This window comes from Kitasatospora kazusensis (genome assembly GCF_039529945.1).
GTDB lineage: Bacteria > Actinomycetota > Actinomycetes > Streptomycetales > Streptomycetaceae > Kitasatospora > Kitasatospora kazusensis.
The window spans coordinates 1-13,960 of sequence record NZ_BAAANT010000029.1 but is presented as its reverse complement, the minus strand read 5'-3'; the positions used below and the strand labels follow the sequence as shown (position 1 = coordinate 13,960).

13 protein-coding genes are annotated in these 13,960 nt (G+C 72.5%); 10 read left to right on the top strand and 3 right to left on the bottom strand.

Annotated features, from left to right (window positions below):
- Window positions 1-93: 93 nt before the first annotated feature.
- Window positions 94-546 (bottom strand): hypothetical protein, encoded by a 453-nt coding sequence (locus tag ABD330_RS22245; RefSeq protein ID WP_344467689.1) that lies wholly within the window; start codon window positions 544-546, stop codon window positions 94-96.
- Window positions 547-729: 183 nt separating this feature from the next.
- Here ABD330_RS22245 and ABD330_RS22240 point away from each other — a divergent pair, with 183 nt between their 5' ends.
- The 5 genes from ABD330_RS22240 (at window position 730) to ABD330_RS22220 (ending at window position 5,006) form a co-directional block, all read left to right on the top strand.
- Complete coding sequence (locus ABD330_RS22240; RefSeq protein WP_344467688.1) at window positions 730-1,353, top strand: PadR family transcriptional regulator; 624 nt, start codon at window positions 730-732, stop codon at window positions 1,351-1,353.
- Between the two features lie 118 nt (window positions 1,354-1,471).
- Complete coding sequence (locus ABD330_RS22235; RefSeq protein WP_344467687.1) at window positions 1,472-2,155, top strand: thiaminase II/PqqC family protein; 684 nt, start codon at window positions 1,472-1,474, stop codon at window positions 2,153-2,155.
- A complete protein-coding gene (locus tag ABD330_RS22230) occupies window positions 2,152-3,357 on the top strand; it encodes a cytochrome P450 (protein ID WP_344467686.1) in 1,206 nt (401 codons plus the stop codon). Before ABD330_RS22235 ends, ABD330_RS22230 begins: the two co-directional genes overlap by 4 nt.
- Window positions 3,358-3,471: 114 nt before the next feature.
- A complete protein-coding gene (locus tag ABD330_RS22225) occupies window positions 3,472-4,143 on the top strand; it encodes an SDR family NAD(P)-dependent oxidoreductase (RefSeq protein WP_344467685.1) in 672 nt (223 codons plus the stop codon).
- 92 nt (window positions 4,144-4,235) lie between these two features.
- Window positions 4,236-5,006 carry an SDR family NAD(P)-dependent oxidoreductase gene (locus ABD330_RS22220; RefSeq protein ID WP_344467684.1) on the top strand — a complete coding sequence of 257 codons (771 nt, stop codon included), beginning with the start codon at window positions 4,236-4,238 and terminating at the stop codon, window positions 5,004-5,006.
- Window positions 5,007-5,080: 74 nt separating this feature from the next.
- On the opposite strand, the gene ABD330_RS22215 is transcribed toward ABD330_RS22220, so the two are convergent.
- Window positions 5,081-6,598, bottom strand: a complete 1,518-nt coding sequence (locus ABD330_RS22215; RefSeq protein ID WP_344467683.1) for an MFS transporter — start codon at window positions 6,596-6,598, stop codon at window positions 5,081-5,083.
- 214 nt (window positions 6,599-6,812) lie between these two features.
- Between ABD330_RS22215 and ABD330_RS22210 the strand changes: the two genes are divergently transcribed.
- Both ABD330_RS22210 and ABD330_RS22205 read left to right on the top strand, forming a co-directional pair.
- The gene (locus tag ABD330_RS22210; protein ID WP_344467682.1) at window positions 6,813-7,565 is read left to right on the top strand and encodes an SDR family NAD(P)-dependent oxidoreductase; all 753 of its coding nucleotides are present in this window, start codon (window positions 6,813-6,815) and stop codon (window positions 7,563-7,565) included.
- A 158-nt stretch (window positions 7,566-7,723) separates the two neighbouring features.
- Window positions 7,724-9,325 carry a right-handed parallel beta-helix repeat-containing protein gene (locus ABD330_RS22205; protein WP_344467681.1) on the top strand — a complete coding sequence of 534 codons (1,602 nt, stop codon included), beginning with the start codon at window positions 7,724-7,726 and terminating at the stop codon, window positions 9,323-9,325.
- A gap of 142 nt (window positions 9,326-9,467) precedes the next feature.
- Here the strand turns inward: ABD330_RS22205 and ABD330_RS22200 are convergent, their stop codons facing one another.
- The gene (locus ABD330_RS22200) at window positions 9,468-10,682 is read right to left on the bottom strand and encodes an FAD-dependent oxidoreductase (RefSeq protein WP_344467680.1); all 1,215 of its coding nucleotides are present in this window, start codon (window positions 10,680-10,682) and stop codon (window positions 9,468-9,470) included.
- A 278-nt stretch (window positions 10,683-10,960) separates the two neighbouring features.
- On the opposite strand from ABD330_RS22200, the gene metK reads away from it, so the two are divergent.
- From metK to ABD330_RS22185, 3 genes are all read left to right on the top strand, one after another.
- Window positions 10,961-12,169: a methionine adenosyltransferase gene (gene metK / locus ABD330_RS22195; protein ID WP_344467679.1), complete on the top strand. Its 1,209-nt coding sequence runs from the start codon at window positions 10,961-10,963 to the stop codon at window positions 12,167-12,169.
- Window positions 12,170-12,223: 54 nt separating this feature from the next.
- Window positions 12,224-13,171 (top strand): carbohydrate kinase family protein, encoded by a 948-nt coding sequence (locus ABD330_RS22190; RefSeq protein ID WP_344467678.1) that lies wholly within the window; start codon window positions 12,224-12,226, stop codon window positions 13,169-13,171.
- Window positions 13,168-13,960: homocysteine S-methyltransferase family protein (locus ABD330_RS22185; protein WP_344467677.1), on the top strand; the 793-nt coding region annotated here is incomplete at its 3' end. The genes ABD330_RS22190 and ABD330_RS22185, both read left to right, overlap by 4 nt.

Genomic DNA, 13,960 nt, shown 5'->3' with positions numbered 1-13,960 from the left:
CCGGGCCCGGTCCGCGCGGCCGGGCCGCGAGAGAGAGGGCTACGAGTGGCCGGGGTGGCGACGGAGGTCGCGGTCCCGGCCACTCGCCTGCCGTCAGTGCCCACGCGTCGGGTCGTCGATCGTGGTGTGCCGGCCCTCGCGGCGGGCGCTGCGGGCGTCCTCCAGGTACTCGCGGGAGAGCATCGCGGAGACGATCGCCACCCCGCCCCGGTGGATCCGGATCTCGCTGTTGACGGCGGTGCCGTAGAGGTGGATCCGGCGGCCGGCCTTGCCGGTGGGGCCCTGGGCGTCCTTGAGCCGGCCCTTCGCGGGCCACTTCACGTCCCAGTGGTCCAGGGTGTCGCCGTCGGCGAGCAGCAACTTGACGGTGCTGTGGTGCAGGTCGAGGTGGAACTGGACGTCCGTGGGGACGTCCGGGGAACGCAGGTCGAGGACGATGCTCGCGTCGCGGCCCCGGACGTCGAAGCTGTCCGCCGCCGTCCAGTTGCCCAGCCGCTTGGTCACGGTGCGGTCGGCGAGGATGCGCTCGGTGGTGTTGTCGGTCATCTCGGTGGGTCCTTCCCCGGTCGGGTGAAGCTCCTGCGCTGCTGACTCTCATATAGTTGCACTGAAACTAGTTGCGAGTCAACTAGTGAACGAGAAACCAGTGTGACTGCAACCAGTGTTGGAGTAACCAGTACGTCAGTAACTAGTGAGGCGGTGACGTCGCCCGGCACGTACGATGCGCGCATGACCGACACACCGCTGCGCTCCTCGCCGCTCGCCCTGACCGTCCTGTCGCTGCTGCACTACCAGCCGCTGCACCCCTACGGCATGCAGCGGCTGATCAAGGAGTGGGGCAAGGACCAGGTGGTGAACGTCAACCAGCGGGCGAGCATCTACCGGACCATCGAGCGGCTGCTGGCCGCCGGGCTGGTGGAGATCGAGGGCACCGGGCGCGACCAGCAGTACGCCGAGCGCACCGTCTACCGGATCACCGAGCCCGGGCGCCGGATCACCCGCGAGTGGCTGCTGGAGATGCTCGGGGCGCCCAAGCAGGAGTACCCGCAGTTCCCCGTCGCCCTCTCCTTCGCGCTCATGCTCACCCCCGACGAGGCCCGGACCGTCCTGGAGCGGCGCGCGGAGAGCATCACCCGGAGCCTGGAGCAGTTGGACGCCCTGCTGGAGGGCGAGGGCGACGGCGGGCTCAGCCGGGTCGTGATGCTGGAGACCGAGTACCAGCGCACCGTGGCCGCCGCCGAACTGCGCTGGCTCACCGGCGTGGTGGAGGACCTGAAGGCCGGCCGGCTCGCCTGGACCTGGGAGGAGCTGACGGCGCTGGCCGGCTCGGCCGCGCCCGTCCTGGAGGACTGAGACCGACCGGCCTAAGACCGGGTCCAGCCGGGCCCCAGGCACCTTCGAGCGCGCGTCCATACCGTCCGTCCGTACCGTCCCGGACGGGGACAACGGACGACGCGCGAGAGGGAGTGCGATGCTGCGGCGAGAGCTCGCGGAGATCTGTGAACCGGTGCTGCGGCAGGTGCTGGACCACCCGTTCTGGTCGGGCCTGCGGGACGGCACCCTGCCGCCCGCGGCGCTGGCCCGCTTCGTCGGCCAGGACACCGCCTTCCTGCTGCCGGCCTACGCCCGGGCGCTGGCCCGCTGCGCCGCCGCCGCGACCGAGGACGCGGACACCCTGCTGTTCGGACAGTCCGTCGTCGGCACCCTGGAGGCCCGGGACGGGCTGCGCGCGGCGTACGCCGCCCTCGCGGGCGGCCTGCGGCTCCCGGAGCCGGCCACGGACCCGGTGGCCGAACCGGCGGTGGCCGCGCACGCCGCCTTCTTCACGGACTCCGCCGAGAGCTCCTTCGAGGCCGGCCTCGGCGCGCTGCTGCCCATGGTGTGGTTCAACGCGAAGGTCACCGACCACCTCCGGGACAATGCCGTGCCCGGCAGCCGCTATCTGCCCTGGATCGCCGCCTACCACCCCGGGGAGTCGTACGGGTACGCGGTCGAGGCGTTCCTCTCCCTGGCCGACCGGGTCGGCGCCCAGTCCCCGCCCCGGCTGCGGCGGGTGATCACCGATCACTTCTCCCGTGGCGTCCGCCACGAACTCGCCTTCGCCGACTGCTGCGCCGACCTGACGGCGCGCCCGGCGGGAAAGGGTGCGCGATGACCACCCAGGAACTCGACCTGATGGATCCGAAGGCCTTCGCCGACGGGATCCCGCACGACCACTTCCGCCGGCTGCGGCAGACCGAGGGGCTGGTCAGGGGCACCGACACCGACGGCGAGAGCCTCTGGCACCTGGTGCGGCACCGGGACGTGGCCGCGGTCTCCCGCGATCCGAAGACCTTCTCCTCCAGCCCGACCACCATGACCTCGATCCGCAAGGTCGACCCCAGCCCGCCGATCATCACCTTCCTCGACAGCCCGGAGCACACCCGCATCCGCAAGCTGACCTTCAAGGCGTTCGCGCCCGCCCGGCTCGCGGCCATGGAGGCGTCGATCCGCGGCATCGTCGACACCCTGCTGGCGCAGGCCCGCGAGCGGGGCAGCTTCGACCTGGCCGAGGACATCGCGCTGCGGCTGCCGTTCGAGGTGCTGCTCGAACTGCTCGACATCCCGCACGAGGACCGCGCCATGATGCTCGGCTGGGCGCGCGGGACGGTGAACCTCGGTGACGAGGAGTACGGCGGCGACGGGGGCCAGGACGCCTTCCAGCAGATCCACGCCTACCTCCAGGACTTCGCCCGCCACCGGGCCGGGCGCCGCACCGACGACTGCTTCTCGCTGCTGCTCGACGCCCGGCTGAAGGGCGCCGACCGGCTCGGCCTGCCGGACCGGCTCACCCCGGACGAGGTCGGCCTGTTCGCCTCGACGCTGATCACCGCCGGGAGCGAGACCACCTACTGCTCCGTCACCGGCGCGGTGCTCGCCCTGCTGGACTTCCCCGACCAGCTCGCCCGGCTGCGGGCCGACCGGAGCCTGATGCCGTCCGCCGCCAACGAGGTCCTGCGCTGGGTCACCCCGGTGACGCACTTCGCCCGCCGCGTCGTCACCGACACCGTCGTCGCCGGGCAGCCGCTGGCCGAGGGCGAGACGGTGGTGATGTGGTACAGCTCGGCCAACCGGGACGAGGAGGTCTTCACCGATCCCGACCGGTTCGACGTCGCCCGGACGGCCAACCCGCACCTGAGCTTCGGCGGCGGCGGCCCGCACGTGTGCATCGGCAACGCCCTGGCGGTGATGGAGCTGCGGCAGTTCCTGGAGGGCGCGGCCGACCTGCTGCCGCTGCTGGAGGCCGCCGCCCCGCCGGTCCGCTCGGAGACCAACTTCATGAACAGCGTCAAGTACCTTCCCCTGCGCTTCCGTTGACCCGGCAAGCGCCGGCAGACGCCTGGCAGGCGCCCGGCAGGCACCCGGCAACCACCGAGCCGGCGGCGGCCGGCCCCCGGAGACACCTGGAGACCGTGACATGGACGTGAACCCGTGACCGCCGGCACCGCCCTGGTCACCGGCGCCAACCGGGGCATCGGCCGGGCCGTCGCCGCCGAACTGCTCGGCCGGGGCCTCGACGTGGTGGTGACCGCGCGCGACCCGCAGGACGCCCGCGCGGCGGCGGCCGGACTCGGCCCCGGGACGCGCTGGTGCGCGCTCGACACCACCGACGCGGACAGCGTCCGGCGCGCCGCCGAGGCGGCCGGTCCGCTGGACGTCCTGGTGTGCAACGCCGGGGTGCTGCTGGACGCGCGTACCGACCCGCTGACCGTCCCGCTCGAACTCGCCGAGCGCACCCTGAAGGTGAACCTGCTGGGGACCTGGCGGGTGATCCAGGAGTTCGTGCCGCGGATGACCGGCCGGGGCCGGGGGCACGTCCTGATCGTCTCCAGCGGCACCACCGCGGAGTTCGGCGGCCGGCTCTTCGCCGGCGCCCCCGGCTACTCGCTCTCCAAGAGCGCCCTCAACGGTCTGACCACCATGCTGGCCGAGCAGACGGAGGGCACCGGGGTGCGCGTCAACGCCGTCAACCCCGGCCGGGTCCGTACCCGGATGATGCCGGGCCAGCAGCAACTGCCCGAGGAGGCGGCCCGGTTCATCGCGGACGTGGCACTCCTCCCGCACGACGGCCCCACCGGCCGGTTCTACGCCGAACAGCGCTGACCCCGGCCGGGCCCGCCCGGCGGCTGCCCACGCCCCTGGGCCCGGGCCCGGCGGGCGGGCCCGGCCACCCGCTCCCTCTCACTGGAGAACTCATGCAATTCGACCTGACCGGTAGGAAAGCCGTCGTCACCGGAGCCGGCAGCGGGATCGGCCTGGCCTGCGTCCGGGCCCTCGCCGAGGCCGGCGCCGAGGTGCTCGGCGGCTCCCGTACGGTGGGCCCCGAGCTGCTCGCGGCGACGCCGTACGCGCTCACGGTGGACCTGGCCGCCGAGGACGGCGCGCAGACCCTGGTCAAGCACGCGCTCGCGGAGTTCGGCGGGGTCGACATCCTGGTCAACAACGTCGGCGGGGGTGTGAAGCTCGCGTCCGGGTTCCTCGACATCGACGACGACACCTGGCGGGAGGCGTTCGGGCTGAACGTCCTCACGGCCGTCCGGACCACCCGCGAGGCGCTGCCGAGCCTGGTCGAGCGCCGGGGGGCCGTCATCAACATCGGGTCGGTCAACGCCACCCTCGCCGACCCCCGGCTCGCCCACTACTCGGCGGCCAAGGCCGCCCTCGCCAGCGTCGGCAAGTCGCTCTCCGCCGAGTTCACCCCGCTGGGGGTGCGGGTCAACACCATCTCGCCGGGGCCGGTCCGCACCCGGGTGTGGACCAACCCGGAGACCGCCCGCAGCGCCGGGCTCACGCCCGAGGAGTTCGTCGACGCGGTGCCGAAGATGACCGGCCTGGCCACCGGCCGGATCATCGAGCCCGAGGAGATCGCCACCCTGGTCGTCCTGCTGGCCTCCGGCAAGGTGCCCAGCATCGCGGGCTCCGACTACCTGATCGACGCGGGGATGAGCCGTCCCGCGCTGCGCTGAGCGGGCGGCCGGGCAGTGCGACGGGCCCTCCGGCGGACATCCGCCGGAGGGCCCGTCGCGTTGCGGCCGGGCCGCTACACCTGCGAGTCCACCGGGGTCCTCGGCCGGACGGCGGCGGGCCCCTGGTGCGGTCCGGTCCGGCGGCCGCGCATCAGGACGGCCGTCCCGCAGGCGAGCGCCAGCAGGCCGGCCGCGAGCCAGAACGTCACCTTGAGCGCGCCGTCCACGTCGTGGCCGGTGCCCAGGACGCTGAAGAAGACCGTGCCCAGCAGCGCGTACCCGATGCTGTTGCCCAGCTGCTGGAAGGAGTTCAGCAGACCGGAGGCCGCGCCGGTCTCGGGGCCGGAGACCATCGCGAGGGCGAGGTTGAAGTACGGGGTCAGCACCCCGCCCATGCCGAGGCCGAGCAGCACCAGCGGCACCAGCAGCTGCCAGGTGGTGACCGCCCGGTCGCCCGAGACGACGGCGATCACCCCCACCGCTCCGGCGACCAGCAGCGCCAGGCCGCCCTGGAGGGTGCGCAGGCCGCTCCAGCGGCGGGCCAGCATGGCACCCGCGACGGCGGAGCCCACCGCGGAGCCGAGCGTCCACGGCAGCATGGCCAGACCGGCGCCCAGCGCGGTGAAGCCGTGCCCGGTCTGCAACTGCACCATGAGGGCGAACATCATGCCGCTCAGCGCCACGTAGTACAGGACGCCGACCGCGAGCGCGGCGACGAACCGGCCGTTGCGCACCAGCGCCGGCTCGATCAGTGGCACCCGGCCCGCCCTGTTCCGGCGGCTCTGGTGCAGGCCCAGTACGGCGAGGACGGGGAGCGAGGCGGCCATGCTGACGAAGCACCAGGCCGGCCAGCCCGCCGTGCGCCCCTGCATCAGCGGGTAGGCGACCAGGACCATCGCGCCGACGGCCAGCACGGTGCCGATCCCGTCGAGCCGGCGCGTCCCGGTCCGGTCGCCGGAGCCGTCGCCGGCCCGGTTGTCCGAGCTGTCGTCCGGGACGAAGCGCAGGGTCCCGACGATCGCGGCGACGCCGAGCGGCACGTTGACGAAGAACACGGCACGCCAGCCGAGGCCCAGCAGGTCGCCGGTGGCCAGGGCGCCGCCCAGGACCGGGGCGACGATCGCGGCCAGTCCCACCACCGGGCCCATCATGCCGATGGCCTTGGGCAGTTCGCGCGGCGGGAACAGTTCGCGCATGATGCCCAGGCCCTGCGGGACCATCACGGCGGCGCAGGCGCCCTGGACGATCCGGACGATGATGATCATCTCGGCGTTGACCGACAGCCCGGCCAGCAGCGAGGCGAGGGTGAACCCGACGGTGCCGACCAGGAGCATCCGGCGGCGGCCGAAGATGTCGCCCAGCCGCCCGCCGGTGATCAGCAGCGAGGCGAAGGCGAGGGTGTAGCCGGCGGCCATCCACTGCAGGTCCAGGTAGCTGCCGTGCAGCCCGGTCCGGATCACCGGCGCGACGGTGTTGACCATCATGCCGTCGAGCAGGTCCATACAGTGCGTGGTGAGGATCGCGGCGAGCGCGAGCCAGCGCAGCCGGCCGATGGCCGGTGCGGCAGTCGCCTGCCGGGCAGGGGCAGTCATGGGAAGCCTTTCGACGAACAGTGCTCGAATTGGCGCGAACTGTGCCCCGCCCCGCTCCAGGAACGGTCGAGAACGCCCGGAGAAAACCCGTCCGGACGCCGGACTCCAGCGCTGCTCCAGTGCGGTCCGAGCCGTTCGCGAGTGCCCTTCCCGAAGGTGGTGGCCGGCGCCCGGGAGTCGGCGCCGCGCCGCAGGAACACGAGGGGATTGCGTCATGGATCTGGGTCTGGCGGACAAGCGGGTGCTGATCACCGGTGCCACGAGGGGGATCGGCCGCGCGACGGCGAAGGCGTTCGCGCAGGAGGGCGCGCGGACGGCGATCACGTACCACCGCTCCGAGGCGGCCGCCAAGGAGCTGGTCGAGGAGCTGGGCGGTCCGGACCGGGCCTGCGCGCTCCCGTACGACCTCGCCGACCCGGTGTCGATCGCCGCGGCGGTGCGCGCGGTGGAGGACCGCTGGGGCGGTGTCGACGTCCTGGTGGCCAACGCCCAGACCTGGGTGTGGATGAACCCCGAGGACATGGTCCCGTACCAGGACTTCCCGATGGACTTCTGGCTCGCCCGCTACCGGGAGAACGTCGAGGGGCACCTGTGGACGGTGCGTCAGGCGCTCGGCGGGATGCGGGAGCGCGGCTGGGGCCGGATCGTGCTGCTCTCCTCCGTCACCGCGACGCACGGGAACCACGGCTCGGAGATCTACAGCGCCGCCAAGGCCTCCCTGCACGGCTTCGTGCGCGGGCTGATGTGGACGGGTGACGGCGTGCTCGCCAACGTGGTCGCGCCCGGCGGCACGCTGACCGAGAGCCTGGAGGCGGTGGACCCGGCGCTGCTGGAGAAGGCCGTCGCGGAGACCCCCAGCGGCCGGCTGACCACCGCCGACGAGGTGGCCCGGCTGATCGTCTTCCTCGGCTCCGCGGCGAACGGCAACACCAGCGGCCAGGTCATCCACCCGGCCGGCGGCCGCTGAGCCGGCCGTCGGGCCGACCCGGTCCGGCCGGTTCCGGCCGCTCTCGACCGGCTTTCGAGCGATCGTCAGCCGCGTCACACCAGTCTCTGCGACACCCCACCCGCCAGGCGGAAGCAGCCGGGCCGGGGTTGCCGTATTTCATCCCAAGGAGCAACAGCATGGTTTTCACCTGGAGTCCGACCAGTGGAGGGCCCGCCGTCCCGGCGGCCCGGGAGCCCCGTACGCGGGGCTTCCTCGGTACCGGTCTGAGAGCGGCGGTCGGCCTCTCGCTCTGTGTCACGCCGCTCGTCGCCGCCGCGCCGGCCGGCGCCGCGACCGGCCACCAGTACTACGTCGACTGCTCCGCCGGGAGCGACACCGCGGACGGGCTGTCGACGGGCACCGCCTGGCACAGCCTCGCCAGGGTCGACACCGTCACCTTCCAGCCCGGTGACTCGATACTCCTGCGCAGCGGCGCCACCTGCACCGGCGTCCTGGCGCCGAAGGGCTCGGGCACGGCGAGTGCGCCGATCACCGTCAGCAGCTACGGCGGGTCGGCCCGCGCGGCCATCGTCGGCGGCGGCGCCCGCGCGGCGGTGTTCCTGGACAACGTGCAGGGCTGGGAGCTGCGCAACCTCGACGTCTCGGACAAGGGCGCGGCGGACGGTTCGGTGCGGACCGGGATCTATGTCCTGCTGTCCGACTACGGCACCGGCGCCCACTACGTCGTCGACAACGTCAACGTGCACGACGTGAACGCCGCCGACAGCACCGGCCCCGACGTGGAGGACAGCGGCGGCATCGTCTTCAAGGCCGCCGGCTCGGTCACCCCCACCGGCTTCGACGGGATCCTGGTCTCCAACAGCACCGTCACCGGCACGGACGGCTACGGCATCGCCACCGAGTCGCAGTGGTCCAAGCGCGCGCTCTTCCCGAGCGGCGACAACTACTTCGTGCCGATGACCAATGTCCGGATCACCGGCAACCACCTCGCCGACATGGGCGGTGACGGGATCGCCGTGCAGAACGGCGTGAGCCCGCTGATCGACCACAACGTGCTCGACGGGTTCGGCCTGCGCGCCACCGCGTACCACGCCGGCATCTGGGCGTGGAACTCGGACAAGGCCCTGCTGGAGTACAACGAGGCTTCGCACGGCGCGAGTTCGCCGCCGATGATGGCCTTCGACGTGGACGGCGCGGACTCCGGCGTCACCTACCAGTACAACTACAGCCACGACAACGGCGGCGGCTTCCTGGCCTTCTGCACCGCGCCCGGGCAGTTCACCGACGGCGCGACGATCCGCTACAACGTCAGCCAGAACGACCACGACGCCACCTACAGCGGGATCACCTTCCCGGTGATCTTCAACGGCTGCGGCGTCACCGAGACCAACCTGTCGGTCTACAACAACGTGGTGTACTCCACGGTCGCCAAGGCGCTGATCGGCAACTACGGGCAGACCAACGTCTCGTACCGCAACAACATCTTCTACGGCGCCCCCGGCGGCTCCACCATCACCGACACGGTGAGCACCTTCGACCACAACCTCTACTACAACATCACCGCCGTCCCGGCCGGTGACCAGCACGCGGTGAAGGCGGACCCGCTGTTCAGCGCCGCCGGGGCCGGCCTGTCCGGCTACCGACTGCGCTGCGCCTCGCCGGCGATCGGCGCGGGCATCGCGATCGCCGACAACGGCGGCCGTGACTGCTACGGCTTCCCGGTGCCCACCGGCACGCCGCCGAACATCGGCGCGTGCCAGGGGGCGTGCGTCCAGTAACGCTGTCCGGCAGCGCCGTTCAGCAGCACCGTCCGGTAGGACCGGACAGCAGGACCGGAACCCGGCCGGCGGTGGCGACACCGCCCGGGAACCGAACGGGGGGCAGGCCGTCAGCGGCCTGCCCCCCGGCCGTGTGCGGTCCTCAGGCCTCGGCCGTCTTGATCGACCACTGCGCGATCCGCAGTGACATCTCCACGCCCTCCGTCGCGTACCCGACCATCGCCTCCTGGTACTCGGCCACCGCCCCGGCCAGCTCCCGCTCGCCCCGGTCGACGGCGGCCAGCAGCCCGCTGAGCGCCTGCGCGTCGCGGACGGCGGTGTTCGCCCCCACCCCGCCCGAGGGCGGCATCGCGTGCACCGCGTCGCCGAGCGGGACCACCGGCCCGGTCTCCCAGGCCCGGACCGGCCGGGTGGCCCGCAGCGGGACGGCGAAGGTCGTCTCCGGCAGGGCGAACGCGAAGATCTCCCGCAGGTCCGGGTGCCAGGCCTTGGTGCGGTCGACGACCAGCGCGCACAGCTCCTCGCCGCTGAGGGCGAAGAACTCCTCGTCCCCGATGCCCAGATCCTGCTGGTGCACGTTGAAGACCGACATGTAGTAGTCGTCGCTGTCGACCAGGCGGGCCTGCGGCCACAGCCGCGCGGCGGCCTGGGACGGACGCTCGCGGAAGAGCATCGGCATCAGGCCGAGGTGGTGGCCGTCGGTGCCGATCACGTAGCTGAAGCGGTCCTGGAGCGCCGGCGGCAGACCGGCCGCGATCGCCTCCGCCCTCGGGATCCGGGAGAAGATCGTGCGGATCCCCAGGTCCTGCGGTACGTCCTGCGGCCGCAGCTGCGCCCGCACCCGCGAGTTGGTGCCGTCCGCGGCCACCAGCACGTCACCGGCCGCCTCGGTGCCGTCCTCGAAGTACGCCGTCACCCGCCCGTCGGCCGTCCGCTCCAGCCGCTGGAAGTTCTTCCCGAAGTGGACCACCTCGTCCAGCCCGGCCAGCAGGATCCGGCGCAGCGTCACCCGGTCGACGGCGTCGATCTTGTCGTCCAGCCCGGCCCGGGGGTCGTCGAAGTGCGGGGCCCACTGCTCGACCAGCTGCTCGTCGTAGGCGACCAGCCCGCTGTCGTCCCTGGTGTTCGCCGTCGCGGCCAGCAGCCGCGCCAGCGGGGCGGGCAGACAGGCCAGCAGAGCGGCCTCGCCCTCCGGGCTGATCCGCAGCCGGTAGCCCTGCCGTCGGCCGTCGGCCGACTCGTCGCGCTCGTACACCTGCACGTCGACACCGGCCTGCCGCAGCCCCTGGGCCAGGCAGAGTCCGCCGATACCGCCGCCGATGACCAGGACCCGGATGGGTGATCGGCCTGTTCGCATAGCCGTCGACACCTCTCTTCACTGCTGCTCTTCACTGCTGCGTACGGGACCTTGGCACCGTGCGCCGTGCCGCTCGGGTCCGGCTGGAGCCCGCCGCCCGAGCCGCAGGCCGGGTCGCCGCCCGGATCCCGGGCCGGATTCCGCTCCGGATTCCCGGGTGAGGGGCCCGCCGCGCCGTCCCGGCCGCACTTTCGACCCGGACTTGAGCTGCTTTGAAGAACGCTCTCCCAGTCTGTGCGGGCCCGACAGCCCGTGACCGCCGACCAGCCGGAGGAATCGTGTCCCGTCGTCTCTTCACCTCGGAGTCCGTCACCGAGGGCCACCCCGACAAGATCGCCGACCAGATCAGCGACACCGTCCTGGACGCGCTGCTCCGGCAGGACCCGGCCTCCCGGGTCGCGGTGGAGACCCTGATCACCACCGGTCAGGTGCACATCGCCGGCGAGGTCACCACCACCGCGTACGCGGACATCGCCAGCCTGGTGCGCGAGACCGTGCTCGGGATCGGCTACGACTCCTCGGCCAAGGGCTTCGACGGTGCCTCCTGCGGCGTCTCGGTGTCGATCGGCGCGCAGTCGCCGGACATCGCGCAGGGCGTCGACACGGCCTACGAGGCCCGGGTCGAGGGCGCCTCCCAGGGGGCCGGCACCGACGACCTGGACCGGCAGGGCGCCGGCGACCAGGGCCTGATGTTCGGTTACGCCTGCGACGAGACCCCCGAGCTGATGCCGCTGCCGATCCGGCTGGCCCACCGGCTCGCCGAGCGGCTCACCCAGGTCCGCAAGGACGGCACCGTCCCCTACCTGCGCCCGGACGGCAAGACCCAGGTCACCATCGAGTACGACGGCGACCGGGCCGTGCGGCTGGACACCGTGGTGGTCTCCTCGCAGCACGCCGCCGACATCGACCTCGACTCGCTCCTCGCCCCGGACATCCGCGAGTTCGTCGTCGAGCCGGTGCTCGCCGGGCTCGACCTGGACACCTCCGACTACCGGCTGCTGGTCAACCCCACCGGGCGGTTCGAGATCGGCGGCCCGATGGGCGACGCCGGCCTGACCGGCCGCAAGATCATCGTGGACACCTACGGCGGGATGGCCCGGCACGGCGGCGGCGCGTTCTCCGGCAAGGACCCGTCCAAGGTCGACCGCTCGGCCGCGTACGCGATGCGCTGGGTCGCCAAGAACATCGTCGCGGCCGGTCTCGCCCGCCGGGCCGAGGTGCAGGTCGCGTACGCGATCGGCAAGGCCGAGCCGGTCGGCCTGTTCGTCGAGACCTTCGGCACCGAGACCGTCCCGGTCCTGAAGATCCAGGAAGCCGTCACCCAGGTCTTCGACCTGCGCCCCGCCGCGATCATCCGGGACCTCGACCTGCTGCGGCCGATCTACGCGCAGACCGCCGCCTACGGCCACTTCGGCCGTGAGCTGCCCGACTTCACCTGGGAGCGCACCGACCGGGCGGAGAAGCTCCGCGCCGTCGCCCTGGGCTAGGACGAAGCCCAGGCCCGGGTCATCTGTCACGCCACTGCCCTGAGGAGCACCGCCGTGCGTATTGCCGTCACCGGTTCGATCGCCACCGACCATCTCATGGTCTACCCAGGCCGTTTCGCCGACCAGCTGATCGAGGGCCGGCTCGACAAGGTGTCACTGTCGTTCCTCGCCGACGAGCTGGAGATCCGGCGCGGCGGGGTGGCGGCCAACATCGCGTTCGGGCTGGGGAGTCTGGGGTTGCGCCCGATCCTGGTCGGCGCGGCGGGCCGCGACTTCGCCGAGTACCGGGCCTGGCTGGAGGCCGCCGGGGTCGACGCCCGGTACGTCCGGATCAGCGAGACCCGGCACACCGCCCGGTTCATCTGCACCACCGACGCCGACCAGAACCAGATCGCCACCTTCTACGCCGGGGCGATGTCCGAGGCCCGCGAGCTGGAGCTCGCCCCGATCGTGGAGAGCTCCGGCGGCCTCGACCTGGTGCTGATCGCCCCCGACGACCCGGAGGCGATGCTCCGGCACACGGACGAGTGCCGGTCCCTCGGGCTCTCCTTCGCCGCCGACCCCTCGCAGCAACTCGCCCGCCTCGACCGGGCGGAGGTCCGGCGCCTGGTCGAGGGCGCGGACTTCCTGTTCACCAACGAGTACGAGGCGGCGCTGCTCCAGCAGCGGTCCGGCTGGACGGAGCAGCAGGTGCTGGAGCGGGTCGGCACCTGGATCACCACGTACGGCGCGGACGGCGTGGTCATCGCCCGTTCGGACTGCGCGGCGGTGACCGTCCCGGCGGTGCCGACCGACCGGGCGGCCGACCCCACCGGCGTCGGTGACGCCTTCCGGGCCGGCTTCCTGGCCGGGCTCAGCCGCCAGTGGCCGCTGACGCGGGCGGCCCGGCTGGGCTGCGCACTCGCCACCGAGGTCCTTCAGACGATCGGCACCCAGGAGTACCGGATCAGCCCGGCCGACCTGATCGGCCGGACCCACGACATCCCGGCCGGTGCCCGATGACCGGCGGCCGGCAGAGCCGGGCGAACGCCCTGCGTGAAGCCCTCGCGACCCGGGTCGTGGTCGGCGACGGTGCGATGGGCACCATGCTCCAGGCGCAGGATCCGTCGATGGAGGACTTCCAGCAGCTCGAAGGCTGCAACGAGATCCTGAACGTGACCCGTCCGGACATCGTGCGCTCGGTGCACGACGCGTACTTCGCGGTCGGCGTGGACTGCGTGGAGACCAACACCTTCGGGGCCAACTTCGCGGCGCTCACCGAGTACGACATCCCGGAGCGGATCTTCGAGCTCTCCGAGGCCGGTGCCCGGATCGCCCGCGAGGCCGCCGACTCCCACGACGACGGCCGGACCCGCTGGGTGCTCGGCTCGATCGGCCCGGGGACGAAGCTGCCGACGCTCGGTCACATCCCCTACGCGCAGGTGCGGGATGGGTTCCGGCAGAACGCGGCCGGCCTGATCGCGGGCGGGGTGGACGCGCTGTTGGTGGAGACCTCGCAGGACCTGCTCCAGGCCAAGGCCGCGATCCTGGCGAGCAAGGCGGCGCTGGCGGACGCCGGGGTGGATCTGCCCGTCATCGTGCACGTGACCGTGGAGACGACGGGCACGATGCTGCTCGGCTCGGAGATCGGTGCGGCGCTCACGGCGTTGGAGCCGCTGGGGGTGGACTTCATCGGGCTGAACTGTGCGACCGGCCCGGCGGAGATGAGCGAGCACCTGCGCTACCTGGCGAAGAACGCCCGGATCGGGCTGTCCTGCATGCCGAACGCGGGTCTGCCGGTGCTGGGCAAGG

Bases quoted from the DNA above. Each gene is read 5' to 3' on its own strand.
- ABD330_RS22245 (WP_344467689.1), bottom strand. From the start codon at position 546: ATGACCGACAACACCACCGAGCGCATCCTCGCCGACCGCACCGTGACC.
- ABD330_RS22240 (WP_344467688.1), top strand. From the start codon at position 730: ATGACCGACACACCGCTGCGCTCCTCGCCGCTCGCCCTGACCGTCCTG.
- ABD330_RS22235 (WP_344467687.1), top strand. From the start codon at position 1,472: ATGCTGCGGCGAGAGCTCGCGGAGATCTGTGAACCGGTGCTGCGGCAG.
- ABD330_RS22230 (WP_344467686.1), top strand. From the start codon at position 2,152: ATGACCACCCAGGAACTCGACCTGATGGATCCGAAGGCCTTCGCCGAC.
- ABD330_RS22220 (WP_344467684.1), top strand. From the start codon at position 4,236: ATGCAATTCGACCTGACCGGTAGGAAAGCCGTCGTCACCGGAGCCGGC.
- ABD330_RS22215 (WP_344467683.1), bottom strand. From the start codon at position 6,598: ATGACTGCCCCTGCCCGGCAGGCGACTGCCGCACCGGCCATCGGCCGG.
- ABD330_RS22210 (WP_344467682.1), top strand. From the start codon at position 6,813: ATGGATCTGGGTCTGGCGGACAAGCGGGTGCTGATCACCGGTGCCACG.
- ABD330_RS22205 (WP_344467681.1), top strand. From the start codon at position 7,724: ATGGTTTTCACCTGGAGTCCGACCAGTGGAGGGCCCGCCGTCCCGGCG.
- ABD330_RS22200 (WP_344467680.1), bottom strand. From the start codon at position 10,682: ATGCGAACAGGCCGATCACCCATCCGGGTCCTGGTCATCGGCGGCGGT.